This is a genomic window from Candidatus Paceibacterota bacterium, from assembly GCA_028718635.1.
GTDB lineage: Bacteria > Patescibacteriota > Minisyncoccia > Phycocordibacterales > UBA9973 > UBA9973.
On sequence record JAQULK010000001.1, the window covers coordinates 381,450 to 405,729 of the forward strand.

General features: G+C 34.6%; 27 protein-coding genes and 1 tRNA gene. 22 read left to right on the top strand and 6 right to left on the bottom strand.

Annotation, left to right across the window (positions count from 1 at the left end):
* Window positions 1–12 precede the first annotated feature (12 nt).
* Window positions 13–84 (top strand) — tRNA-Asn (locus tag PHT16_02055).
* On the opposite strand, the gene PHT16_02060 is transcribed toward PHT16_02055, so the two are convergent.
* Window positions 73–1,572 (bottom strand): recombinase family protein, encoded by a 1,500-nt coding sequence (locus PHT16_02060; protein ID MDD5721210.1) that lies wholly within the window; start codon window positions 1,570–1,572, stop codon window positions 73–75. The two genes, PHT16_02055 and PHT16_02060, sit on opposite strands and share 12 nt — an antisense overlap.
* Window positions 1,573–2,116: 544 nt before the next feature.
* Between PHT16_02060 and PHT16_02065 the strand changes: the two genes are divergently transcribed.
* From PHT16_02065 to PHT16_02085, 5 genes are read left to right on the top strand one after another with little or no spacing between them, the layout of a single operon-like run.
* On the top strand, window positions 2,117–2,290 hold the full coding sequence (locus PHT16_02065; protein MDD5721211.1) for a helix-turn-helix transcriptional regulator: 174 nt from the start codon (window positions 2,117–2,119) through the stop codon (window positions 2,288–2,290).
* Between the two features lie 4 nt (window positions 2,291–2,294).
* On the top strand, window positions 2,295–5,369 hold the full coding sequence (locus tag PHT16_02070; GenBank protein ID MDD5721212.1) for an N-6 DNA methylase: 3,075 nt from the start codon (window positions 2,295–2,297) through the stop codon (window positions 5,367–5,369).
* A 22-nt stretch (window positions 5,370–5,391) separates the two neighbouring features.
* Window positions 5,392–5,610 (top strand): hypothetical protein, encoded by a 219-nt coding sequence (locus PHT16_02075; GenBank protein MDD5721213.1) that lies wholly within the window; start codon window positions 5,392–5,394, stop codon window positions 5,608–5,610.
* A 3-nt stretch (window positions 5,611–5,613) separates the two neighbouring features.
* Window positions 5,614–5,943, top strand: a complete 330-nt coding sequence (locus PHT16_02080) for a hypothetical protein (GenBank protein ID MDD5721214.1) — start codon at window positions 5,614–5,616, stop codon at window positions 5,941–5,943.
* 3 nt (window positions 5,944–5,946) lie between these two features.
* Window positions 5,947–6,555, top strand: coding sequence for a hypothetical protein (locus PHT16_02085; protein ID MDD5721215.1), 609 nt, complete (start codon window positions 5,947–5,949; stop codon window positions 6,553–6,555).
* A 119-nt stretch (window positions 6,556–6,674) separates the two neighbouring features.
* On the opposite strand, the gene PHT16_02090 is transcribed toward PHT16_02085, so the two are convergent.
* A complete protein-coding gene (locus tag PHT16_02090) occupies window positions 6,675–7,013 on the bottom strand; it encodes a DUF1653 domain-containing protein (GenBank protein ID MDD5721216.1) in 339 nt (112 codons plus the stop codon).
* 206 nt (window positions 7,014–7,219) lie between these two features.
* Here PHT16_02090 and PHT16_02095 point away from each other — a divergent pair, with 206 nt between their 5' ends.
* From PHT16_02095 to PHT16_02115, 5 genes are all read left to right on the top strand, one after another.
* Window positions 7,220–7,450, top strand: coding sequence for a hypothetical protein (locus PHT16_02095; protein MDD5721217.1), 231 nt, complete (start codon window positions 7,220–7,222; stop codon window positions 7,448–7,450).
* Window positions 7,451–7,497: 47 nt separating this feature from the next.
* Window positions 7,498–7,758 (top strand): hypothetical protein, encoded by a 261-nt coding sequence (locus PHT16_02100; GenBank protein ID MDD5721218.1) that lies wholly within the window; start codon window positions 7,498–7,500, stop codon window positions 7,756–7,758.
* A gap of 286 nt (window positions 7,759–8,044) precedes the next feature.
* Window positions 8,045–8,935, top strand: a complete 891-nt coding sequence (locus tag PHT16_02105; protein ID MDD5721219.1) for a cysteine synthase family protein — start codon at window positions 8,045–8,047, stop codon at window positions 8,933–8,935.
* A 73-nt stretch (window positions 8,936–9,008) separates the two neighbouring features.
* The gene (locus tag PHT16_02110) at window positions 9,009–9,209 is read left to right on the top strand and encodes a hypothetical protein (protein ID MDD5721220.1); all 201 of its coding nucleotides are present in this window, start codon (window positions 9,009–9,011) and stop codon (window positions 9,207–9,209) included.
* 66 nt (window positions 9,210–9,275) lie between these two features.
* Window positions 9,276–9,695 (top strand): hypothetical protein, encoded by a 420-nt coding sequence (locus PHT16_02115; GenBank protein MDD5721221.1) that lies wholly within the window; start codon window positions 9,276–9,278, stop codon window positions 9,693–9,695.
* Between the two features lie 331 nt (window positions 9,696–10,026).
* Here the strand turns inward: PHT16_02115 and PHT16_02120 are convergent, their stop codons facing one another.
* On the bottom strand, window positions 10,027–10,227 hold the full coding sequence (locus PHT16_02120; protein MDD5721222.1) for a hypothetical protein: 201 nt from the start codon (window positions 10,225–10,227) through the stop codon (window positions 10,027–10,029).
* 149 nt (window positions 10,228–10,376) lie between these two features.
* Between PHT16_02120 and PHT16_02125 the strand changes: the two genes are divergently transcribed.
* The 11 genes from PHT16_02125 to raiA all read left to right on the top strand — a co-directional run bounded on the left by PHT16_02125 (window position 10,377) and on the right by raiA (window position 20,512).
* On the top strand, window positions 10,377–11,081 hold the full coding sequence (locus tag PHT16_02125) for an MliC family protein (protein ID MDD5721223.1): 705 nt from the start codon (window positions 10,377–10,379) through the stop codon (window positions 11,079–11,081).
* Between the two features lie 63 nt (window positions 11,082–11,144).
* Window positions 11,145–13,004: a heavy metal translocating P-type ATPase gene (locus tag PHT16_02130; protein MDD5721224.1), complete on the top strand. Its 1,860-nt coding sequence runs from the start codon at window positions 11,145–11,147 to the stop codon at window positions 13,002–13,004.
* A gap of 127 nt (window positions 13,005–13,131) precedes the next feature.
* Window positions 13,132–13,263, top strand: coding sequence for a hypothetical protein (locus PHT16_02135; GenBank protein ID MDD5721225.1), 132 nt, complete (start codon window positions 13,132–13,134; stop codon window positions 13,261–13,263).
* 36 nt (window positions 13,264–13,299) lie between these two features.
* Window positions 13,300–14,490 (top strand): MFS transporter, encoded by a 1,191-nt coding sequence (locus PHT16_02140; GenBank protein MDD5721226.1) that lies wholly within the window; start codon window positions 13,300–13,302, stop codon window positions 14,488–14,490.
* Window positions 14,491–14,527: 37 nt separating this feature from the next.
* The gene (locus PHT16_02145; GenBank protein ID MDD5721227.1) at window positions 14,528–15,202 is read left to right on the top strand and encodes an SIMPL domain-containing protein; all 675 of its coding nucleotides are present in this window, start codon (window positions 14,528–14,530) and stop codon (window positions 15,200–15,202) included.
* A 19-nt stretch (window positions 15,203–15,221) separates the two neighbouring features.
* Window positions 15,222–15,764, top strand: coding sequence for an adenylyltransferase/cytidyltransferase family protein (locus PHT16_02150; protein MDD5721228.1), 543 nt, complete (start codon window positions 15,222–15,224; stop codon window positions 15,762–15,764).
* A 1-nt stretch (window position 15,765) separates the two neighbouring features.
* Entirely contained in the window at window positions 15,766–16,518 is a 753-nt protein-coding gene (locus PHT16_02155; GenBank protein MDD5721229.1) for an HAD-IIB family hydrolase, read from the top strand.
* 11 nt (window positions 16,519–16,529) lie between these two features.
* Window positions 16,530–16,892, top strand: a complete 363-nt coding sequence (locus tag PHT16_02160) for a phosphomannose isomerase type II C-terminal cupin domain (protein ID MDD5721230.1) — start codon at window positions 16,530–16,532, stop codon at window positions 16,890–16,892.
* The gene (locus tag PHT16_02165; protein MDD5721231.1) at window positions 16,867–18,045 is read left to right on the top strand and encodes a hypothetical protein; all 1,179 of its coding nucleotides are present in this window, start codon (window positions 16,867–16,869) and stop codon (window positions 18,043–18,045) included. Before PHT16_02160 ends, PHT16_02165 begins: the two co-directional genes overlap by 26 nt.
* 17 nt (window positions 18,046–18,062) lie before the next feature.
* A complete protein-coding gene (locus PHT16_02170; protein MDD5721232.1) occupies window positions 18,063–19,997 on the top strand; it encodes a hypothetical protein in 1,935 nt (644 codons plus the stop codon).
* Between the two features lie 116 nt (window positions 19,998–20,113).
* Window positions 20,114–20,512: a ribosome-associated translation inhibitor RaiA gene (raiA, locus tag PHT16_02175; GenBank protein MDD5721233.1), complete on the top strand. Its 399-nt coding sequence runs from the start codon at window positions 20,114–20,116 to the stop codon at window positions 20,510–20,512.
* Between the two features lie 99 nt (window positions 20,513–20,611).
* Here the strand turns inward: raiA and fmt are convergent, their stop codons facing one another.
* From fmt to PHT16_02190, 3 genes are all read right to left on the bottom strand, one after another.
* A complete protein-coding gene (fmt, locus tag PHT16_02180; GenBank protein ID MDD5721234.1) occupies window positions 20,612–21,463 on the bottom strand; it encodes a methionyl-tRNA formyltransferase in 852 nt (283 codons plus the stop codon).
* Between the two features lie 4 nt (window positions 21,464–21,467).
* Window positions 21,468–22,289, bottom strand: coding sequence for a tyrosine-type recombinase/integrase (locus PHT16_02185; GenBank protein ID MDD5721235.1), 822 nt, complete (start codon window positions 22,287–22,289; stop codon window positions 21,468–21,470).
* Window positions 22,290–22,647: 358 nt separating this feature from the next.
* The gene (locus tag PHT16_02190; protein MDD5721236.1) at window positions 22,648–23,841 is read right to left on the bottom strand and encodes a DUF4116 domain-containing protein; all 1,194 of its coding nucleotides are present in this window, start codon (window positions 23,839–23,841) and stop codon (window positions 22,648–22,650) included.
* Window positions 23,842–24,280: the final 439 nt, after the last annotated feature.

A 24,280-nucleotide genomic window follows, 5' to 3' on the forward strand; every position in this document is an offset into this window, starting at 1 on the left:
TTAATAATAAATTCCGGGGTAGCTCAGCGGTAGAGCGGTCGCCTGTTAAGCGATTGGTCGTAGGTTCGATCCCTACCCCCGGAGCAGAGCAGTATAGAGCCCAAAATTCGGCGCGCGCGAAGCGCGCGAGAGTTCGGCGGGAATTTCGGAAACCCAAGAATTCAAAAGGATTTCCCAAGATTTTTTTGGAGAAAATGAAAGCGTGCGAGCGGAGAGAAGATGGTTCGAGCCAATCTTTTTAAGAAAATTTTTCTTGTCTTCCAAATTTTCTTCGGAAGCGATAATTATGGCTTGTTTACTATCTAAAATAAAAAGTCGCATTGGTTCGAGCCAAAAATTTCCCTTTTGCTCAAAATCTCGCAATTTGTCTGAAAGCTCAATTTTTTGATTGAGGATTTTTTGTTTTTTCAGCACATATTCGTCTTTCGGAATAAGCCCATCAATATGTGCGTCTAGTAATTTTTCAATTTTAATATTTAAATCCTCAATCTGAGCTTTCAGATTTTGAGCAAAAATCAATCCGTCTTGCCGTTCTTGCTCGCGTTCATTTTCCAGCTTCGCGAGCATTTCATCTGCCCAAGACGGCGGTAAAGAAACTTTTTGAAGGACATCATTTATTTGTTCAACAAGAAATTCTTCGCGAATGTAACCCTGCGAACAATTTCCTCGTTTTTTAGTACAGCGATAATAATGATGTCCTTTTTGTGTTTCGGAAGTAATGGCACATCTACAATCCGCACAATTTAATAATCCGCGAAGTGTCGGCTTTGCAATATGGCGTTTTTTTGGTTGCGATTTTCTGGCCATTACTTCCTGACATTTTTCAAAAAGTTTCTTTGATATCATTGGCTCGTGTTTGCCTTCGTGGAGTTCACCATTATATTTAAAAACTCCGTAATAAAATGGATTAGAAATAGTATGTTGAATTAAGGAAACCGAGGGGACTTTTCCACTTTTTCCAAACAAGCCGATATTTTTTGCAGTATTTTGTAAATCTTTCATTGAGTAATTGCTGGTTGCGTACATTTCAAAAAGTTTTTTGACGAGGCGAAAATGCTCAGGATCTTTCATAATATTGTGTTTAACTTGATCATTTAAATATCCGAGCGGAGCCCAACCGGGCCATTCGCCTCGTCTTAATTTTTGACGCAAACCACGTTTAGTATTTTCCGAAAGATTATCTACAAAATACTTCGACTGACCAAAAGCAATGGATAGCATGAATTTGCCTTGGGGTGTGGCTTCAAACCAAAATGTTGGGAATTTTAGCGCGGTGATTTTTAGCGAGTCCACAAAATAAATTATTCGTCCGCCATCCACGCTATTTCTCGCCAGTCTATCCGGATGCCACGCTAAAATTCCTTCCGCTTCGCCACGCTCCATGCGGTCGAGCATTTGATTGAAAATCGGTCTGCCGGGACATTTCGCGGTTAAAGATTCGCGAAATGTTTCGACAACAATCAAATGCTCTCGTCTGGCAAATTCATTCAATTCAAACTCTTGTGCTTCAAGCGACAAAACTTGTCTGTCATCCTCGTCGGTTGATTTTCTTATGTATAAAAAGTATTTCATTGCTTTTGATTTTTTATAATTATCGTTTCACTTTGGCTCACAAAATTATTATTTTGTCTGAATGAAATTCAGGGAACCATCTTCTCGACGCTCGCACCTTTTCTTTTTCTCCAAAAAAATCTTGGGAAATGCTTTTGAATGCTGGGGTTTCCGAAATTCCCGCCGAACTTTCGCGCGCTTCGCGCGCGCCGAATTTTGGGCTCTATACTGCTCTGCTCCCTCTATACCACAAAATCCGAACTTATTTTCAAAACAATACTGAAAGCTAATGTGCACGCTCCACGCTTTCCTTAATTTTAATATTCTTACTACGCTCTCCTAATGTGATAATTTTAATGGACTCCGAAAAGCAAAAACATAAATTTTGGGAACAAGGATTTTGCTTTTCCTCGACTTTGGTCTTTTGACGAGATTTCAAATTCTGCCCGCAGGAAGGGTTTGGGAGGGAATGCGGGCTTCTATTGTATTATAAAACATCATTGTTAGAAAAGACAATCAGGTTTATACTAAAACTGTGAATAACTCAAAAAAATTGGGACAAAATATGAAAAGAATTCGTATTGAAAAGCAAATGTCGCAAGGCGACATTTGCCGAAAATTAGGCGTTGATAGAGCTTACATCAGCAATGTTGAAAGTGGCAATAAAAATCCGACACTTTCAACTATTACTAAATTAGCAAAAGCATTAGGGGTTTCAGTGGATGAGCTTTTGAAATAAAAATATGGATCAAATAATATCTAAATTTACTCAAGAAATAGAAAAAGAATTTAAAACAGGGCAGACGACTGAGCATACTTACCGTCCGGCATTTAAAAATCTTATTCAGTCTCTAGATAATAAAATTACTGCAGTAAATGAACCCAAGCGACAAAAAGTAGGTGCACCAGATTTTATATTTCTTAAAAATAAAATTCCGATTGGTTATGCTGAAATGAAAGATATGGGAATTGGCCTTGATTTATTTTTTCAAACAGGCGCAAATAATAAACAATTTGAGCGATATATGGCTCTTGATAATATTTTTATCACAAATAACTTAGATTTTATTTTTTATAGAAAAAGCAAGGAATACGCAAGGGTATCTATTGGAATATTGCAAAACAATAAAATTATTTTTGATGAAAATCAATTTAATACATTACAACATTATCTTGAAAATTTTTTAAGAGAAGAATCTCAATTAATAGTTTCCGCCAAGGATTTAGCAAAAAGGATGGCGGAAAAAGCAAAGTTAGTAAAAGATGTTTCAGAAGATATTCTTTTAAATCATAATGATGAAAAAAGTGATATTAAGGATTTATTTCAAGCCTTCAAAGAAACACTCATGCACGACATTTCTCCAGAAATTTTTGCAGATCTTTATGCTCAAACGCTTGCTTATGGTCTTTTTGTGGCTCGTTGTAGTAGTAAGACAAGAGAAAATTTTTCTCGTTTTGAGGCGCAAAACCTAATACCAAGTTCTAATCCATTTTTAAGAAGATTATTTCAACATATTTCTGGTTCTGATTTAGATCCTAAAATTTCTTGGGTAGTTGATGAACTGGCGACTGTTTTTCTTTATTCCGATATGGAAACTATTTTAGCAAAATTTGGAACTTCAACAAAACAAGAAGATCCAGTTGTTCATTTTTATGAAACATTTCTTGGAGAATATGACAAAAAATTAAAAAAATCTCGTGGTGTTTACTATACTCCTCTTCCAGTTGTTCAATTTATAGTTAGGGCAATTGATGATATCTTAAAAAAAGAATTTAATTTGGTTCAAGGATTAGCTGATACAACTAAAATACCCCACCTAGTTAGAAATCAAGGAAAAGAAGTCAAAACAGAAATTCATAAAGTCCAAATTCTTGATCCTGCAGTGGGAACCGGCACATTTCTAAATGAAGTTATAAAATATATTTACAAATTTTTTAAAGATAAAGGTATTTGGCCTAGTTATGTTAAAAAAGATTTGATTCCTCGCTTGCATGGTTTTGAACTATTAATGGCACCATATACAATGTGTCATTTCAAACTTGCCTTAACTCTTAAAGAAACTGGATATATTGAAGAAAAAGAACGTTTTTCTGTTTGGCTGACTAATAGTTTAGAAGAAGGTGTAAAAGAATCACCGAATCTTTTGATGGGAAGTTTTTTGAGTTCAGAAGCACAAAACGCCGGAAGAATAAAAAATGAAACGCCGATTATGGTAGTTCTCGGTAATCCTCCATATTCTGGTCATTCCTCTAACCAAAAACTTTTTGAAAAAGAACTTGAAGTATATAAATTTGAACCAAATACAAAACAAAAATTACAAGAAAGAAATTCGAAATGGATTAATGATGATTATGTTAAATTTATTCGTTTTGCAGAAATTTTGATTGAGAAAAATAATGAGGGGATTGTAGGAATGATTACTCCACATGGATATTTTGATAATCCGACATTTCGTGGTATGCGTTGGCATCTCTTAAATACTTTTGAGAAAATACATATTTTTGATTTACATGGAAACGCGAATAAAAAAGAAAAATCAACAGATGGTAGTACAGATGAAAATGTTTTTGATATTAAGCAAGGTGTTGCCATAGTTATAGCTATAAAAAAGAAGCAAAAAGGAATTAAAAAACTCGCCACAATTTCTCGTTCTGATGTTTTTGGAACCAGATCATTTAAATATGATTTTCTTAATGAAAATTTGATTGAGTCTATAAAATGTGAAAAATTTATACCAATTGCACCTAATTATGATTTTGTTTTGCGAGACAATAAAGTAGAAAATCTTTACAAAAAAGGGTTTTCTGTTGCTGAATTGTTTATAAAATCTAGTGTTGGTATCGTTACTTCTCGTGATGATTTTGTAATTGCACCTACAAGGCAAGAACTTGAAAACAGAATGAGAAAGTTTTTTTCCTATAGCGATGCTTCACTTGCAAAAAATGATTTTAATCTTGTAGAAAATAAATCATGGAAAGTTAGCAATGCATTAAAGCAAAAATTTAATACAGACGCAATTATTCCTATAAGTTATCGTGCTTTTGATACACGTTTTGTGTACTACGACGATTCTTTTGTTGAACGGTCAAGAAAAGAAATTATGAAAAATTTCACTCATAAAAACCTAGGTTTAGTTGTAAATAAACATATCCGTATTGATAAAATTTGTCACTATTTCATTGTTAATAATATTACTGATTTACATATTATTGAAACCATGAACGCAAGTGCTAATATATTACCTTTATATTTATTTTCTGAAAATGGTCAAAGAACTTCAAATCTTAAAAAGGAAATAGTTTTAGAAATAGAAAAAATTACAGGGAAAATAGAGCCAGAAAATATTTTAGATTATATTTATGCAGTATTATATTCGCCAAACTATCGTGAAAAATACAAAGAATTTTTAAAAATAGATTTTCCAAAAGTACCATATCCGGAAAATAAAGATGTTTTTGGGAAATTGGCTGAAAAAGGAAAGGAATTGCGAGAAATTCATTTACTTGAATCTTCTTCATTAAATAATTCTATAATTTCATATCCGAAAGATGATGGAAAAAATATTATTGAAAAAATAAAATTTGAAGAAATAGGAAATGGAGTTGGTAGAGTCATGATAAGTTCGTCTCAATATTTTGAAAATGTGCCAAAGATTGCATGGGAGTTTTTTATGGGCGGATATCAACCAGCTCAAAAGTGGCTTAAAGATCGTAAAGGTAGAGAGCTTTCCTATGATGATATTATTCATTATCAAAAAATAATAGCTGCATTATCTGAAACAGATAGAATAATGAAGGAAATTGATAAAATTATTTAATTAGTGCTAATATAACAAATATATGCCAGAAAGAGCAACATTTAGAGAAATATTTAATGTGTTTCCAGATGGAACACTTGAACCTAGAACCAATATACAAGTTGGAGATGTTTCTTTTGGTCCCGGAGTTCGTTTTTCAAGAGGTGCTTCTTTTGCGGGGATAGATTTTACTCTTTTTATTGATCGAGATTTACAAATTATTCGACACGCTGATAGAATCCAAATTCTAGGAGTTTTTTAAACCATGACACAAAAAATACAATTTAAACAAAAAGATCTCGCCGTTATTTCTGAGGCAGTAAAACTTTCCGCGCAAGATTCAGAAAATAAAATAAGGGCAACCGCTAAAAATTTTCAATGGTGGATTGCAGCTGTGGTATTAGTTTGTGTTTTGGGCTTTTTACAACTTCTTGTCGCTTATTTTCAATTTACTTCTGCAACTTATAGAGAATATTCTCAAAAAAAAGAATCTATTGATTTAACACAAAAAATTAACCAGGAATTACTTAATCAAAATATAAAAAATCAAGAAATAATTATTGAACTAGAAAAACAAATTTTAAATAAAAAATGATTTATGGAATTTGTTAATCAACCAACATATATTTTTATAAAAGATTTAGTAACATTTATTTTAACTATTATTGGAATGATAATAGCTGGAGGAGGACTTTCTACTTGGAAAAAACAAATTAAGGGGACTAAAATAATGGAAGTATCTTATAATTTGAATTATTCTATCTTGAAACTTAGGGATGCTATAAAACACGTGAGAAACCCTGCTATATGGAATGCAGAAAATTATAAAGCAATTCAATATTTTAAAAATAAATATCCTGAAAAAATAGATAATGAGAATATGAAGAAAAATTCTGATATATATGTTTATGAAATGAGATGGGAAGAAATTACAAATGCATATACAGAAATGGAATCACATTTGCTTGCAGCTGAAGTTTTGTGGGGTTCAGAAATTTTAAATAAAGTGAAGCCATTAAGAAAAAAAGTCACTGAACTTAATATAGGTCTTCAGCAATATTTAACTCCTGAATTAAGAACAAAAAGCCTAGAAAAGATCGACGAAATTATTTACGATACAAGTAATGAAAATGAAAAAGACGTCTTTAGTCAAGAAATAGATAAAGCTGTAGAGGAAATTGGTAATTATATTAAACAGAAATCGTAATATTATCGACAAAAAATTTTAAAAATCAAATGAAAAAGATTTTAAGGATAATGATTATGAAATATGCAGGCTTATGAGAACAGGGGATATAAACCCCCTGAGACGCTGGAAGAATCTTTTTAGTTGCCATACATTCTAGCTCTTATTTTTTCTAGTTCGGCAATTACTTTTTGGTCTTTGATTTTTTCAAAACGGTTAAGGGTATTGCCATCCTTGGCTACTTTTTCTAGAAACATTTCAAGTGGTCGCAAGTCAAAAAGTTTACCAGCTTTATAAACCAATGATTCGTATAATGGTCTATAGACAACCATGTATGGGTCAACAGGACAAGAATCAGCTTCTGTGTGATGTCCTACTCCCATAACTTCATAAGCGTAGTTGTTTATTGATCCATCTGGATCGTGCTTGTAATGATAATAAAAACCTTTATCTGGTACTTTTCCCGGTATTTTTAACATAGAATTATTATATCAAATAAAACAACAATCCCAGCATTTCAATGTTGAATGTGTGCACATTACCCAAGAGCCTTGACTTTTTACTCAAATAATGTATTATATACAAAGGTTTTTTGATCGTTGAAAAAAGTAGTTAAAAGAGAAAAGAAATCTATTGAATATAGATTTTTTCTCGCTTTTAACTAAATAGATAGGAGGAAACAAATATGTGGTACTTGAAATGGGAAAATCCGAAAGGAAAAATCATTCGCACCAAATTACACTTTCTCGATGGTTCACACACAAAACGTGAATTTAAAGAGAAAGCAAAAGAGCTTGCGGAGGAAACTTGGAAAAAAATTCCACCCGAAAAAAGGTCAATCGGATGTATCCCTTTATTGGAATGGAAAGAAACCTTCCCTATTAATTGGGGAGAATCTGAAAAAAATAACCCTTAGATAACAAAAATCAAACCCAACATAACCTTAAAGAGGTGGGAAGAAAAATGATACTCTTAGAAAAACCTGACTTAATTTTAGCGTTGTACAAAGGAGAACATACATTAGACTCACTCGGGAAACTTATTTTAACCCGGGAAGGAAGAGATGTATCTGAAAAAATCATTATAAAAGGGGGTCTGCTTTATAATGATAACGACGAGGCAGCCAAGGTTACACAGACTTTGGCAGAAAAATTTAAAGGATATAGTTGCAGATTCATCGGCAATGTATCAATGTATGACGTAGTGGTTGCTTATCAAATATAATCAAGCCGTGAGAATGTCCGCAAGACTTTTCGCGGCTTTCTCATTTATATAACTTTTCTTTTCAAATCGTTATTCGAGCAATTGCTTGTTTTTAGAAAAATGGTAATATAAAAATATGGAAGTTAATAAATCAAATCATCAATTCAATCAATGTTGCATCTCCCCATATTGTCGGGAGATTCTTGTGATTATTTAATCTAAAACGTTTTTGATAAATAGATAAAAACACAAATCCCCGACGAAAGCGGGATTTTTTATTATTAGCATCTTAAAAATAATAATTATGATATATAAAAATATTTTAAAAACAATCGGAAAAACTCCTTTAGTCAAAATAAATAAAATTAATAAAAATAAGAAAATTAAAATATACGCGAAAATAGAAGGGGTGAATCCCGGAGGAAGCATCAAAGATAGAATTGCCCTGAAAATGATAGAGCAGGCCGAAAAAGAAGGAAAGTTGAATAAGAAAAAAATAATTATTGAACCTACTTCTGGCAATACTGGAATTGCCTTGGCTATGATCGGGGCGGTAAAAGGCTATTCCGTGAAGATTATTATGAGTAAAGCCGTTTCCATTGAGAGACAAAAAGTGATAAAGGCATTTGGAGCCTCGGTAATTTTAACCGATCCTAATTTAGGAACAGATGGCGCTATAAGAAAAGCAAAAGAATTGGCAAAGAAATATCCAAAAAAATATTTTATGTTGGATCAATTTTCAAACAAATATAATAAAATAGCTCATTACCAAACCACCGCAGAAGAGATTTGGAATCAAACGAATGGAAAAATTAAATATTTTGTTGCTCCACTTGGTACTTCTGGGACTTTGATGGGCGTAGGCAAATATTTGAAAGAAAAAAATCCTAAAATAAAAATAGTCAGCGCACATCCTGTAAAAGGGCACTATATTCAAGGTTTGAAAAATATGGAAGAAGCGATAGTGCCTGCTTTGTATAATCCTTTAGTGATAGATGAAACGATAATGGTTGAAACAAGGTCTGCGTTTGAAATGACAAGACAAATTATAAAAAAAGAAGGGATATTTGTCGGGATGAGCAGTGGGGCGGCAATGTATGCAGCAATAGAAATTAGTAAAAAGATAAAATCAGGCATAATCGTGGTTATTTTTCCTGACAGGGGAGAGAAATATCTAAGTACCACTTTGTTTGATTAGTAAAGCTTTTAGCTATAATTATTCGAATATTCTCTCAAATATAGAAATAATTAAATTATGTTATACTATAACTATGCAAAAAATAGCCACACGTATATTTATTTATTCATCCCTAGCTTTTGGAGTTATAGGAATTTTACTGGTTTTGTCTAATGCAGGTGATAATTCGGAACCAAACAAAACATTAATGAAACTTCTACTTACGACTATTTTTATTATATTGCCTTCCTTTGCATTAAGTGTGGCTGGCAAATATTTAAACGACAAATCTTAGCTTTTATTTTTGGATAAAGTATTTTTTTGTTATAATTTAGATATTATTAGCTTTAATTTAAAAATTATGGAAACATATTCTACAAGCCCAGCACAGGCAAACAAGGGAAAGATTTTTTTAAACACTATATTTTGGGGATTTGTTCTTTGGCTTTTTGGTTATATATTAGGATTTGTGTTTTTCGCCATTGTGCCGAAAGAATCTCTCGGTTGGTATATTATGCCTTTTGGGGTAATTGCAACTCTTTGGGTATTACTTAAAAAGATTAAAAGAGAAAAGTTTATGTGTTACCTAGGACTAGGTGTTGTTTGGGCAATTATGGCTATAGTTTTGGATTATGTTTTTTTAGTTAAATTGCTCAAGGCAACTGATTATTATAAATTAGATGTTTACTTATATTACTTTTTAACCCTAGTTTTACCGATTGTTGTTGGGTGGTTTACTTTAAAAAAAGCAAAAAGATCAGAAAATAATAATCAAAATTAATTTTATTCCGTTTTTTTATTATAGTTAAGTGCTATACGTCTTTTTGTTAATTATATTTTTCTAATGGTTTGAATAAAAAAAGCCAGTCAGATGATAGAGGACTGGCACTCTTAAGTTGATTCTCAGGCTTAAATTTTATAATACATATCTTACCTCCTACGACTACGAATCGGTCATTGCACGGCACTCCGTGCAAACTGTATAATTTGCCAAACCCTTATCGACAAAAGATTGTTCTTCCTTTGTCGGTTCTCGAAACTCTTCGTCCATGATTTGGACGTCCCCGCAACACGCACAAACTTGCATTTGTGTCTCCTTTCTTTTCTGGAAACTAGGCTACCCCTGCTTGACCCTCATCTTCCTGATCAATACAAGGATTGCAAGTTGTAAATTTAATTTTCATTCTGAGTGCAGTTGCTTCCTTTTCTATCACTTCAGAATAAGGAACCCATGCCCATCCTGCATCCCCATGCCACCATACATTGCAACATCCTGGCCTTGAACACTTTAGCAGTGTTCCACTGTTTGGCATTTACCCCACCTCCTTTCAAGGAACCAGATTTTATTCAAAATAACACATATTTTTAATATTGACAAATACCCTTTATTTTTTAATCTTACTCAAGAATAGGGTAGAGGTTTTTATTTAATAGCTATTTGAACTTGTGATATGATTAAATTATGAAAAACTATTTAAAAATAATATCATTTGGAATGATAGTTGTGGTTTTCGTCGGCGTTTTGATTTATTATCAAAAACCAAAAAATGGATCGTTGAATAATAATCCTTCGGTAATTTCAGAAGAAACAATTTTAGGTACTTATATAGGCCGTCTAGTAAACGATGTTTATGTTCTTACGATTTCATTAGAGCAAGGTGAATCTTTTACTGGAAAGCTTGATATTAAAAATTTTGAAAAAGACAGTTCTACTGGTACCTTGGCAGGTACATACAAAAATGGAATCTTACTGGCAGATTATACATTTCAATCCGAAGGCATGAAATCTGTCGGCTGGGTGGCATTTAAAAAAGTAGATGGGGGTTTCATCCGAGGATTTGGCGATACTGGCACTGAGGAGAGAGCGCAATTTATTGATCTAAGTAAAATTACTTTTGATACTACTGTAGTATATAAGCTTGTGACAAATGTAATTAATTCGGTGGTATTTAAGTGTGCCGATAATAAAAATATAAAAGCAATTTTTTATAAAGACGCAGTCGATATCACATTAAGCGATGGAAGAAAAATGTTGCTACCCCAAACATTGTCTGCCTCAGGAGCGCGATATGCCAACTTTAATGAATCACTTGTCTTTTGGAATAAAGGAGATACAGCTTTTATTAACGAGGGCAATACCACTACTTACAAAGATTGTTCTCTGTGATACTCGCAGAGATTTCCTTATGGCTTATCGCGAGAAATTGAGTTTTAAGAAAAAATCAAAAAAATGAAAACAAAAATTAATTTTTTAAAATATGATATTCTAATACCCGGGTTTATATCTGCTGGATTGCTTTTAGGCGCTATCTTTTATAAATTTCATTACGAAAATCTAGATCATAAAATTTGGTTTATTACCTTGGTAATAGGATCTCTTCCTTTTGTCTTAAGAACTTTTAAAGCAATAATCAAAGGTAAGTTCGGGGTAGATCTCATAGCCATAGTCGCTATTTTTGCTTCGTTTTGGGCAGGGCAGTACTTAGCAGGGATTGTAATTTTATTAATGCTTTCAGGAGGCGAAGCGTTGGAAACATACGCTCAAGCCAGAGCTAAAAAGGAGTTAACTCAACTCTTAAATAAAGCTCCAGCATTTGCTCATATTAAAGAAAGCGACAACAAACTTAGAGATATAAATGTCGACGAGGTGAAGATTAATGATATTTTGGTCATTAAACCAGGAGAAGTTGTTCCGGTTGATGCTATCGTAATAGAAGGAATCTCAAATTTAGATGAGGCGGTTATTACTGGAGAAAGTTTACCAGTGGAAAAAAGACCAGGTTCTATGGTGTACAGCGGTTCTATAAATGAAGATAGGGCTTTAGAAGTTCGAGCACTAAAAAATAGCATAGAGAGTAAATATCAAATCATAGTTAAACTTATTAAAGAAGCGCAAGATGCAGAAGCGCCAGTAGTTCGTTTGGCAGACCGTTACGCTTTATTTTTTAATATTATTACTTTTGGAGTGGTGATTGTTGCTTGGATTTTATTTAGGGATCCAATTCGTGTTTTAGCAATACTAGTAGTAGCTTCTCCTTGTCCACTTATTTTAGCGACACCTATTGCCATGATTTCGGGGATTAGTAAGGCTGCTAGCAGGGGTATCATTATTAAAAATGGTACAGCCTTGGAAAAATTAGGAGAAGTAAAAGGATTAGTGTTTGACAAAACTGGCACTTTGACTTTAGGTGTTCCTGAAGTAGTAGAACCAATATCCTTTTCTAATTTACCCACCAGTGAGGTGCTTCGAATTGCTGTTTCTGTTGACCAGCTATCGGCTCATATTTTTGCTAGATCTTTGATCCAGTATGCTCAAAAGCAAAACTTGGAACTAGATTATCCGGAAAACTTTGAAGAAATTTTTGGTCAAGGGGTCAAGGCTAAATTGAAAAATAAAATTTATTTTTTTGGTAAATTAAAATATATTGAGGACCAAAATATAATAATAAAAGAAGACGTAGAGAAAGCGCACAAGATTTTTCAAGAACAAGGAAAGACCGCTGTTTATTTAAGTGATGACAAAAATCTGCTTGGTTACATTGTATTTGCCGATATTATAAGACCAGAGACAAAAGCGATGTTCGAATCGATAAAAGAACATGATGTTAAGAGGTTGATCATGTTGACTGGCGATAAAAAATTGGTAGCAGAAAATATTGCAAAAAGTGTCGGCATCACAGAATTTCAAGCTGAATTATTGCCGGAACAAAAAGTAGAATGGTTGAAAAAAATTCAAAAAGAATATGGACAAATGGCAATGGTTGGAGACGGGGTGAATGACGCTCCGGCGCTTGCTATCGCAAGCGTGGGCATTGCCATGGCTTCCCACGGTGCTACGGCTGCCTCTGAAACGGGCGATGTAGTGATTATGGTAAATAATATAGATCGAGTGCACGATGCATTGCATATTGCTCAGAATGCAATAAAACTAGCAAAACAAGGTATCTTCTTTGGGATAGGGGCTAGTATCATATTAATGATTTTTGCATCACTTGGATATATCACTCCAATCTTTGGGGCTTTAATGCAAGAAGTTTTAGATGTATTGGTAATTATCAATGCCTTGAGATTAAACTTTCAAAAGATTTAATAAATTTTAAGTTAAAGAAAATTTTGCTAAAAATTTCACTACAGGGTATACCCCCACACTTATTTTGACTTTGAATAAGTGTGGGGGTATACTAAAATTAGCTTATTAATAATAATCAAAAAAATTTATGGCAAAAAGAGGAACCACGCTTAGTCCAAAAAAGAAATCAAGACGCTCACACAAGACAGCCAAACGTTTAGCTGTGAAGAGAGTAATGATCACAAAGAGAGCTCTCAGAAAAACTTCAAACAAAGGTTAGTTTTTCGCAAGAATAGTTCTTGCGAAAATAATATATATGGAAAAAAGATTCTTAAAGGTAGACTCTGATGTTCTTAAATTAGGTCTTGTAAGTTTCCTGACGGACATCAGCTCTGAAGCTATTTTTTCAGTCTTTTCTATATTTTTTACAGTGTTTGCCGGCGCTTCCGCATCACTCCTCGGTGTCGTGGAAGGTTTTTCAGATTTTTCTGCATCTTCTTTGGATTATTTTTCTGGCTGGCTTTCTGATAAGTCAGGAAAAAGAAAAAAACTGGCTCTGCTTGGTTATGGATTTTCCACCTTAGCAAAATTTATACTTTTAGTGGGGACTTCTGTTTTAACTCTTTCCTTTTTTAGAATTATTGAACGAATTGGAAAGAGCTTCCGTGGTCCGCCGAGAGATGCTTGGCTTTCTGCAGTAGCGGAACAAGCTACAAGGGGGTATACCTTTGGTCTACATAAAGCAATGGACAAAATGGGGGCTGTCTTAGGTCCACTTATTGCATATTTTCTTCTTCTTTATTTTGGACAGAGTTTGGGAACTTTTCGTTTAATTTTTATCATCTCGGTAATCGGAGCGATAGGGGCGGTATTGGTTCTCGTTTTAATAAAAGATCGTCCGGGGATTCCGTACGAAAGAGAAAATATTTTCAAAGCTTGGGGAACTCTAAGTGGAGAATTTAAAAAGTTTCTTATTCCTGCCGGTATTTTTTCTTTGGCATATTTTAGTTTTGGATTTTTATTGCTTCGAGCCTACACTTTTGGTTTTGCTGTGGCAGATGTGGTATTGCTCTACGCGCTTTTCAATATTTCTTTTGTGGTTATGTCCATACCTATAGGCAAACTAGGGGATTTTATTGGAAGAAGATATATTATAGTTTTAGAATATTTCATTTATATCGCTATGTCTCTTGGTTTTATTTTTGTAAAAGAAAAATTGGGAATAATAATTTTATTTATTATATTCGGTGTTTTTTATAGCATTGACGAAGCTCAGAGTAAAGCATTTATTTCTGATCTGGAAAAAGACCGGAGAGCCACGGCTATCGGCGCATACAATTTTATTACGGGCTTAATTTATCTTCTAGCCTCTGTAATTGCAGGTTTTCTTTGGGTTTTTAACCCAATTTACGCCTTTGTTTTTGCGGCCATTATAGCGTTTATCGCTATGAGTGTTTTTGTTTATCTTTTCTTTGTGAAGGTGGTATACCCCCACACCTATTTTTAACTTGGAATAAAATAGGTGTGGGGGTATAATAAACATTATGGAAAATATAAAAAATAATTGGGTTTTGATTATCGGGGGAGTGTTCTTGGTTTTTTCTATTCTTTGTTTTTTTGCTGCAAGAAATTTTTCTAAACAGCAGTCTTATGTCGAAGTCAAAGGTTTGTCGGAAAAAATAGTGAAAGCGGACGTGGCAATTTGGTCAATTACTTTTGATGTAAAGTCCAACGATGTGGATTCTTTGTATGCGAACATCCAAACCAATATTGACACCATCAAATCATTTCTCATAAGCAAAGGTTTTGAAGATTCAGAAATAAACGTAGCTCCGGTAAACATATATCAGGATACATACAAGGATTCATTATTTAGATATAATTCCAGCACCCAATTATCTGTCTATACAAAAAAAGTTGACTTAGTGAAATCTACTTCCAAAGATACTTTATTTTTAGTTAAAAAGGGAATTACGATGAGCCAGAATTCTATTGTGTTTGAATTTTCAGATATAAATAGTGTAAAGCCGGAAATGCTGGCTGAAGCAATCAAAAATGCAAAAGACACAGCCGCGCAATTTGCTAAAGAATCCGGCGCGCGTCTCGGCAGTGTGGCTCGGGGCAACCAAGGTGTGTTTGATATTTCAGACAAGGATCCCGGTTCTCCCGAATTTAAAAAAATACGCGTAGTGTCTACCCTTAGGTTTCTTTTAAATTAGTTTTTATTAAATTAGATTTATGAAAAAGAAAAATAAAACTTCAATAAAAAAATCTAAAAAACAAAAGAAAGTAGTGATGGTCAGTGGAGGATTTGATCCAGTACATATTGGGCATGTGCGAATGTTTAATGAGGCCAAAAAATTAGGGGATGAGCTGGTGGTGTATTTGAATAATGATAATTGGCTTAAAAAGAAAAAGGGCTTCGCCTTTATGCCCGAACATGAGCGCAAAGAAATTATTGAGGCATTTGACGCCGTTGATAGAGTTATCATAAGCAATCATCCAGAAAATCCTGAAGATATGAGTGTGTGTATGGGTTTAATAGAAATTAAGCCACACATTTTTGCGAATGGGGGCGATAGGGATACTAAAGATTCTCTTGATCCAAAATCTTCTTTATATAGAGAAAGAGAAATACATAAAAAACTTGGTATTGATATGATATACAATGTAGGACATGGGGGAAAAGTCCAAAGCTCATCAGATTTAGTAAAGAAAGCCAAAGTAAATAAAAAGAATCCCAGTAGTAAAGCAAAGCTTACTACGGGACGAAGAAAATAAAATGAAACCTTTAAACGAAATGTCAAAAAAAGATATCAGTAAAATCAAGTTAGTAGTTTTTGATGTTGACGGAGTAATAGTGCCAAGAGGCACAAAAATAAAACAGATTGGAAACACAACCACCTTAGAAACAAAAGTCATTGCGCCTAGGCAAATAGAGCAAATTAAAAAATTACACAAAAAAGGATTTCTAATAAATATTAGTTCTGGAAGGGGGTTATATATGCTTCAAGAAATGTTTCGAGACATTTTGCCTTTTATCAGTCTTACTTATGAATGCGGCAGCGCCACTTGGTACAAAGGGAAAATCTACCAGCATATCAACAGCTTTGAACGTTTAAAAGATATTTTGCCAAAATTAAAAAAAGTGGCAATTAAAAAGAAAGATTTCAAAGGATTTGAACCTAAAGAATTCATCATAACGATTCATTGCAAAAAACAAATAAAAGAAATCGAAGACGTGGTAAAAAGTGATAAAAATCTTGTCACTCTCTGGAATGGTGAAGCGTATGATGTTTTGATAAAAAAAGATCAAACAAAGGCTCTCGGTTTGAGACATACGATGAAACTTTTTAAATTAAAGAAAGAAAATGTGATGGCCATAGGGGATAATTACAATGATCAAGAACTTTTAGAAGAGAGCGGAATGCCTATATCAGCTGATAAAAGCAGAGTTCAAGGAAAGTTCTATGTTCCATTAAAAGGTAAGTTTCTTCCTGCAGACGAGTTAATGCAGAAGATTTTAAAACTTTAAAATTAAAACAAATGGAAAGATTTGAAACATATCAAGAGGAACGTCCATGGGGAAATTTTAGGCAATTTACTCACAACGAAGTAACTACCGTAAAAATTATTTCAATTAAAAAAGGTTGTTCTTTAAGTCTACAATATCACAATCATCGGATAGAGTTTTGGAAAGTTCTTTCGGGTCATCCACTTGTTACGATTGGCGAAGAGAAAATCAACGCAGAGCCTGAAAATGAGTTTAGGGTAAATAATTTGCAGATACATCAGTTGGAGGCTCCAATTGATGATGTAAAAGTTTTAGAAATAGCTTATGGGAATTTTGATGAAAATGATATTATAAGGATAAAAGATAAATATGGCCGCGTTAAAAAAGAAAATTAAAAAGATAGCTGAAAAGAAAACAGTAAAAAAAACTTCTGTAAAAAAGAAAGTCCATCTTAACTCAGCAAATCGAGCCAGAATTATAAAACGAAAAACTATATTTAAAAAAATAGTAGTAAAAAAAACTACTAAAAAATTTACTGCTCTTAATTTAGAAAGGTCAAAAAAGAATCCAATCATTGAACCAGAAAATCATTCATACTGGGAATCAAAAGCGACGTTTAATCCCAGTGCTATCCATCATGATGGGAAGATTCATGTTATTTATCGAGCGATTGGAGATAGTGATATTTCCGTAATGGGCTACGCAAAAAGTTCTGATGGTTATTTTTTTGATAAAAATTCAAAAGAACTGGCTTATTACCACAAAGGAAAAGTGGCAGTAAAAAAAGATCCAAAAACTAAATTATCAAATTATTCTTCGGGGGGTGGATGGGGCGGTGGTTGTGAAGATCCTCGCTTAACACTTTTAGGCAACACTGTGTATATGATATATACAGCTTTTGATGGTTGGGGATCATTGCGAATGGCTTTGACTTCTATTAGCTTGGATGATTTTATAGCTAAACGTTGGAACTGGAAAGAACCTGTTTTGATTTCTCCACCTGGACAAATACATAAAAATTGGGTGCTTTTTCCAGAAAAAGTAAATGGAAAATTCGCAATATTACACAGTTTTGCTCCGAAAATTCTTATTGATTATTTTGATAGTCTAGATGGGCTTGATGGTGAAAAATTTATAAATAGTAACAATACTAGACCTGTAGATGAGACGAGAGAGTGGGATAGTTGGTTTCGCGGTGTCGGTCCTTCTCCCATTAAAACAAAATATGGCTGGCTTGTTTTATATCATGCTATGGATCACAAAAATCCGGATAAATATAAAATGGGCGCAATGATTTTAGATATGAAAGATCCAACTAAGGTTCTTTATCGTTCCAATCAACCAATTCTTGAACCGGAAGAGTGGTACGAGAATGAGGGATATAAAAGCGGAGTAATTTATTCCTGTGGAGCTGTTGTAAAGGATGGACAATTGTTTGTATACTATGGAGGAGCAGATAAAGTTTCTTGCGTAGCTACGGCGAATTTAGACTCATTTTTAAATGAGTTAGTGCATTCGAATGTCACAGTAATGAAAAAAATAAATTAAAAATAAAAATTTAAATAATGTACGCAACAAAAAGATCACATCACAATCCGGTTCTTTTTCCCTATAGAGACCATTATTGGGAATCTTTTGCCACTTTTAATATGAGTGTTATTAAAAAAGGCAAGACTTTTTATGGCGTTTATCGCGCTATTGGAGCTGTCGATAAGCTGCGCGTACCGGAGCAGATTTCCATTATCGGTCTGGGGTCTAGCAAAGACAAAACTCATTTTGAAAACTGTGTGCCGTTTATTGAACCTATAGAGGAATGGGAAAAATACGGATGTGAAGATCCTCGCATTACTTTTTTTGAAGGAAATTACTACATATTTTATACTGCTCTTTCCAAATATCCATTCGAGGCAAGCGGTATCAAAGTCGCCTTGGCAATTTCAAAAGATTTAAAGAAAATCGATGAACGCCATTTAATAACCCCTTTCAACGCTAAAGCCATGACTCTTTTTCCAAAACGCATAAATGGCAAAATTACTGTAATTGTAACTGTAAATACAGACATGCCTCCTTCTAAAATTGCCATTGTACAGGTTGATAAAATTGAAGATTTATGGAATCAAAAATTTTGGGAAAAATGGTACGCGAATATAGATAAAAACGCTCTTGATTTCAAAAGATTTCCGACTGATCATACCGAAATAGGCACTGCTCCTATTTATACTTCGCAAGGTTGGTTTCTTTTGTATTCTCATATTCAAAATTATTTTAAAGGGGGAGAAAATTCCGATAGAATTTTTGGAATTGAAGCGGTGCTTCTCGATTTAAAGAATCCTCTTAAAATTGTCGGGCGGACAAAAGGACCTATTTTGGTGCCGAGAGAGCCATATGAACTTCTTGGACATGTTCCCAATATAGTTTTTCCTTCCGGAGCAATTCTAGAAAAAGATACCCTTTTTATGTATTATGGAGCAGCCGATACGACGACCTGTATGGCTCATGTGAACATGACTGATCTAGTGGGTACCATGCTTCCGAAAACATCTGCTAGATGGCATTTCAAACGTTATGCCAAAAATCCTATTATTACCAAGAATGAAACACATCCCTGGGAATCCAAGGCTACCTTCAATCCAGCCGCTTTGAGGATAAAAGATACAATCCACATATTGTATAGAGCGCTTTCGGATGATAATACTTCTTCTCTCGGTTATGCATCGAGCAAAGATGGTTTTTTGATCAATGAGAGACAAGCCCTGCCAGCTTATGTGCCGAGAGAAGGTTTTGAATTAAAAAAAATTTCGGGAGGAAATTCCGGTTGTGAAGATCCGCGGTTGACGAAAATAGGGAAAAATATTTATATGTGCTACACCGCTTTTGACGGTGTTGGTCCTGCACGGGTTGCCATTACCTCCATTACAGAAAATAATTTTTTGCAGAAAAACTGGCAATGGGAAAAGCCTGTTTTGATCACTCCCAGAGGTTTCGATGATAAAGATACGTGTATTTTTCCTGAAAAGACAAATGGTAAATATTTTGTTTTGCATCGAGTGGGAAATGAAATATGCGGAGATTATCTAAAGTCGCTTGATTTTAACCAAGAAACTATCCGAAAATGCATCAGGATAATCGGGCCAAGGATAAACAAATGGGACAATGCCAAAGTGGGGATTTCTGCCCCGCCTATCAAGACAAAGTATGGCTGGTTGCTCCTTTACCACGGAATTTCAAAAAATCACAATACTTACAGGATTGGAGCTGTTTTGCTTGATCTTCATGATCCAGCCACTGTTCTCACCCGCACTTCTGATCCTATTTTTGAACCGGAAGAACCATATGAAAAAAACGGCATAGTAAATAACGTTGTTTTTCCTTGTGGAATGGTAGAGAAGGATGGCTTGCTTTACATTTATTATGGGGGAGCGGATACCGTCGTCGGAGTGGCGACGATAGAACTCAGCGTATTGCTTAGAGCTCTCACTCGAGATATAATCAAGGGATGAATCCCGAACAAAATCGCGGACGCATAAAATAAACATAATTATGATTATTCAAAAAAATATTATTAACAATAAAACAAAGGATATCGCGTAAGCGTACGCGTCCTATTTTGTACGGGATGAAGATAAATTTACAAGGAAAAGGTATTGAGCTGACGGAGTCCATTAAAGACTATGTATTAAAAAGAGTTACCAATTTAGAGAAATTGCTCTCTGGTATTGAAGCAGGGAAGGGAGAAGCGATGGTAAATTTTGAAGTGGTAAAGACTACTAATCATCATAAGACAGGTGAGATTTTTCATGCTAGTTGTGCGATAAAGGTAGATGGAAAAAAGTTTTATAGTGAAAGTGATAATGAAGATTTATATAGTGCAGTGGATGAGGTGAAAGAAACTCTCTTTAACGAAATAAGTAAAAACAAAGACAGAAAACAAACTCTCTATAAACGTGGAGCCACCAGCGTGAAAAAAATGTTCAAAGGTCTTTCTAAAAGAAACCCTTTTACTTCAAAGTATTAGTCTTCAAGAAATCCTTAAGAAATCCTCGTATTTTATTTCTTTTTTTCCTTCAGGAAGAACCCCATACTAGAGCGAAGCTCAGTACGGGGCATGCTTTTTTTAATTTACATAATCTATTTCTTTTCCATTTTCTGGTATTATTTTTTTTATCACTAATTTTTTATTTTCTAATTTAGCTTCGGTTATTTTTATTCTTTTGCCATTTTTTATGAAATATATACCCGGCCAGCCGTAAAGCGCGCAATATTTAGTGTAAATTTCTTTTGGCGAATCATTTAACAAATCCACCAAACCATCTTCTTTTTTGATTTTTTCACAATAGGTTGCTTTAGATTCATCTTGAGGTTTTGGAGTTATTTTTTCTTTTATATAATCCTCCAGTACTTTTACTAATAATTTTCCGCCTTCTCGAAAAAGTTTTTCTTCTAAAATAGGCAAAAGAGGAGGCCAATCCTTGTCATCTATTTCGACATTTTTTTGCGCCACGATCGGTCCATGATCCATTTTCTCATCTAAAATTATTACTGTTGCTCCAATATCTCTTTCATTGTTGAGTATCGATGATCTTACAGGGGAAGGTCCGCGCAATCGAGGCAACATTGAGGGATGTACATTTAAAATTCCATGCTTCGGCATGTTTAGGATTTTTTGGGGCAGAATTTTTCCATAAGCAGTTAAGACAAAAACATCATATTCCATAAGCCCTGTCGGGTGTCCAACACCCGACAGGAAGTTTTCATCAATAACTTTAGGCTGGAGTGTCGGTATCCCATGAGCCTCTGCCCATTTTTTTACTGGCGGAGCTTCAAAATGGTGACCTCGTCCGATTTTTAAGTCTGGGGCAGTTACCACAAGAGAAGGGAAATATCCATCTTCTGCAAGTTCTTCTAATACATACACAGCCAAGTCTGGTGTTCCAAAGAATACAAATTTTAAGTTTTTGTTTTGCATAAATTTATAAGCTATCAAATGGGCTTTTAATATTTTTTATCGCAGGATTGGTTACTTTTGTGTATAATTGTGTGGTTCTGATATTGGCGTGGCCTAAAAGCTCTTGCACATAACGCACGTCCACACCATTTTCCAAAAGGTGAGTGGCAAAACTATGACGAAGTGAGTGAAAAGTAGCTTCTTTATTAATATTGCATTTTTTTAAAGCGTTTTCAAAAATCTTTTGTGCGGTTCTTTCTGTTAATTTGCCGCCACGTTCACTAGCAAAAACATAGTCATTTAAATTTCTTCCAGTTATTGATTTTTCAATTTTTTTACTTAGTTTTTTCGGGAAAATAGTAATTCTATCTTTGTTGCCTTTTGCCCCTTTGATATGAATAGTTAATTCTGCTAAATTTAAGTCTTTAATTTTTAAATTTGTTGTTTCACTGACCCTGAATCCGGAAGCATATGATAGAGAAATTAATAGTTGATGTTTTTCATTACTTATTGAATCAATAATTTTTTCAATTTCATTTCTTGACAATACGATTGGCAATTTACTCGGTGTTTTTGCAAATTTAATGTCAATTTTATTATGAAACTTTAGTACATTCCAACAGAAAAAATTAATAGCTTGTAAGCTTTGATTGATGGTTTGCGAAGACATTTTTTTATCAATTTTTGACAATAAATATCGCTTAATAAAATCAACATCTACCGAATCAAAATTGTTTTGCTTAGTACGCAAATATTCAGCTACACAGCCCACGTAACTTTTAATAGTTTTAGGACTATAATTTCTGAGTTTTAGCTCGTCTTCTAGTTTTTTTAAATATACTTTCATTTATTTATTTGTTATAATTAAACTAATATAAATATACACAATAGTCGTAAAAAGTGCAATATTATACATACTATACGAAAACACTTCGTATATAAACGAGTTAGGCGAAATAATTTTTTTCTCTCTTTTAGAAATGTTTCCTTCTGGTCTTCTTTTTTTGAATAAGGAATGCAAAATAAGATTTTCTTTTTATTTTATAGAGGGGAATAAGGTGTTTTCTTCCGCTACGCTACAGAAAACGGATTTTTTATATAAGTAAGAAAAAGCCCCAAATGGTTATACCACCGGGGCTTGAGTGAACTTGAAAGAACTATTTTACTCCCTGATTCGGCAGAGAGCTTACCGACCGCGATGGTTATTAGGATTTGCCGACTGCATCCAACGCGTGTTTCAACGTTTTTTGGATGCACATAAATTGGCTAATCCCTTTTTCCCAGCAATCTGGGTTAGGGACCGAAACTTCCCTATTTCCGAATTTGCCTCTTTTTTCCTCCATTACTTTTTGAATCTCGGGATCCCTTCTCTGCTCAGCAGAGAGGTCTTGATAGTAATGAAGGATGATTTGAGGTTTGTCGCTCGCTCCGATCGCCTCCACCATTAATCTGGTGTTTTTTTTGAGGTAATCGCACGAGGGACATGCAACGTTGAGCATGTCGGGCTGCTGTCTGACCGCCCTTGACATAATGTCAAGGCTGTCAAGCACTTCCTTTGACCCAGCAATAAGCCAATGTGGGCCCTCTTCATGCTCGAACATCGCCTCAATCACATCAGAATCCTTCTGCAGTTCAGGAGTAATTCCGACGTAATTGTTGGTTGCCAAGCTGATCGCCGCAAGGGCAACATCCTTGTCGCCTTTCAACCGTTCGGAGATAAAGCACATGTGAGAATTCAAGGCTTCAACTCTCTTCTCGATCAGCCCGAGAACAAACTCCTTGTCATCCGCCATTTCAGGCAGCAGATGCTCTTCGCAAAATGCCCCTGGATTCTCAAGGAGGTACTTTTTTATCGCCTCGGCATCCCCGACAATTTCATCAGGAAGACAACTGCCGTGATCTACCTCAGTCGAGAAACCTCCCTCTTTCAGAAGGTCCACAACCGCGGCGTAACCATCGACTTCACCATGGCCGATGATCTGGAGAAAAACCGGGATAGGGATGCAGTTTTCGTCCTCGGTGCCACGATTGACCCAGAGGAGATCATAGTAGGTATCTCCATCACACGATCTCCGTTCGTAGGAAATCTCATTGACACCAAAAAGAGTACCGAAGAAATCTCTGTTCTTATCTTCGTACTCCGCCTCACAGCCGTCAAAATTCAATCTGTCAAATATCATTTTCTTTTCTCCTTCTTTCAGAATTTTTGCCCGCAACTGCCGGAATTGCTTCGCGACAGAAGTCGGGATGAGGTTTTGAGCGACAAGATTCTCAAGCCCGTCTTGAAGCGTCTTGAAAACTTTTTTGGCCTGGCCTTGCTCAAGGGTCAGGACTCCTCGCACCAACTGCTCAACCGTTAGCTCCGAGGACAAACTCCCGGTGCCGTCCATTTGGTCCATAGCGGATCCTCCTTTTTGGAATTTTACTACTGTCCCGCCATCTGGTCGGTAATTCCGCTTATGCGGAAAATAGCTTGCTACGAAGTAGCAATAAAATGGCAAAAAATTGCCGTCTTATTGCTACTTCGTAATCCATTATTCAGTTTTCAAAGTGCTGTCAATTTTGATTTTTCAGTATAGCACCTTTTCAATAATCTGTCAATAGTAATATCGTAAAATGGCTTATTTTGGCTAAATAATCCAAAAAGCAACAAGGAGTTTTGGGCTTTGGGCATTCACCTCTTTAATTCCCCTCTGCCCAAAGCCCAAAACGGAAAATCTTATTTTGCTCTATATTATATAAAAGAAGACCAGAAGGAAACGAATAATAAGGATGAGAAAAAATTACATCGCCTAACAAGTTGTATCAGGTTCCAGAAATTCGCCTCAATTATCTTCC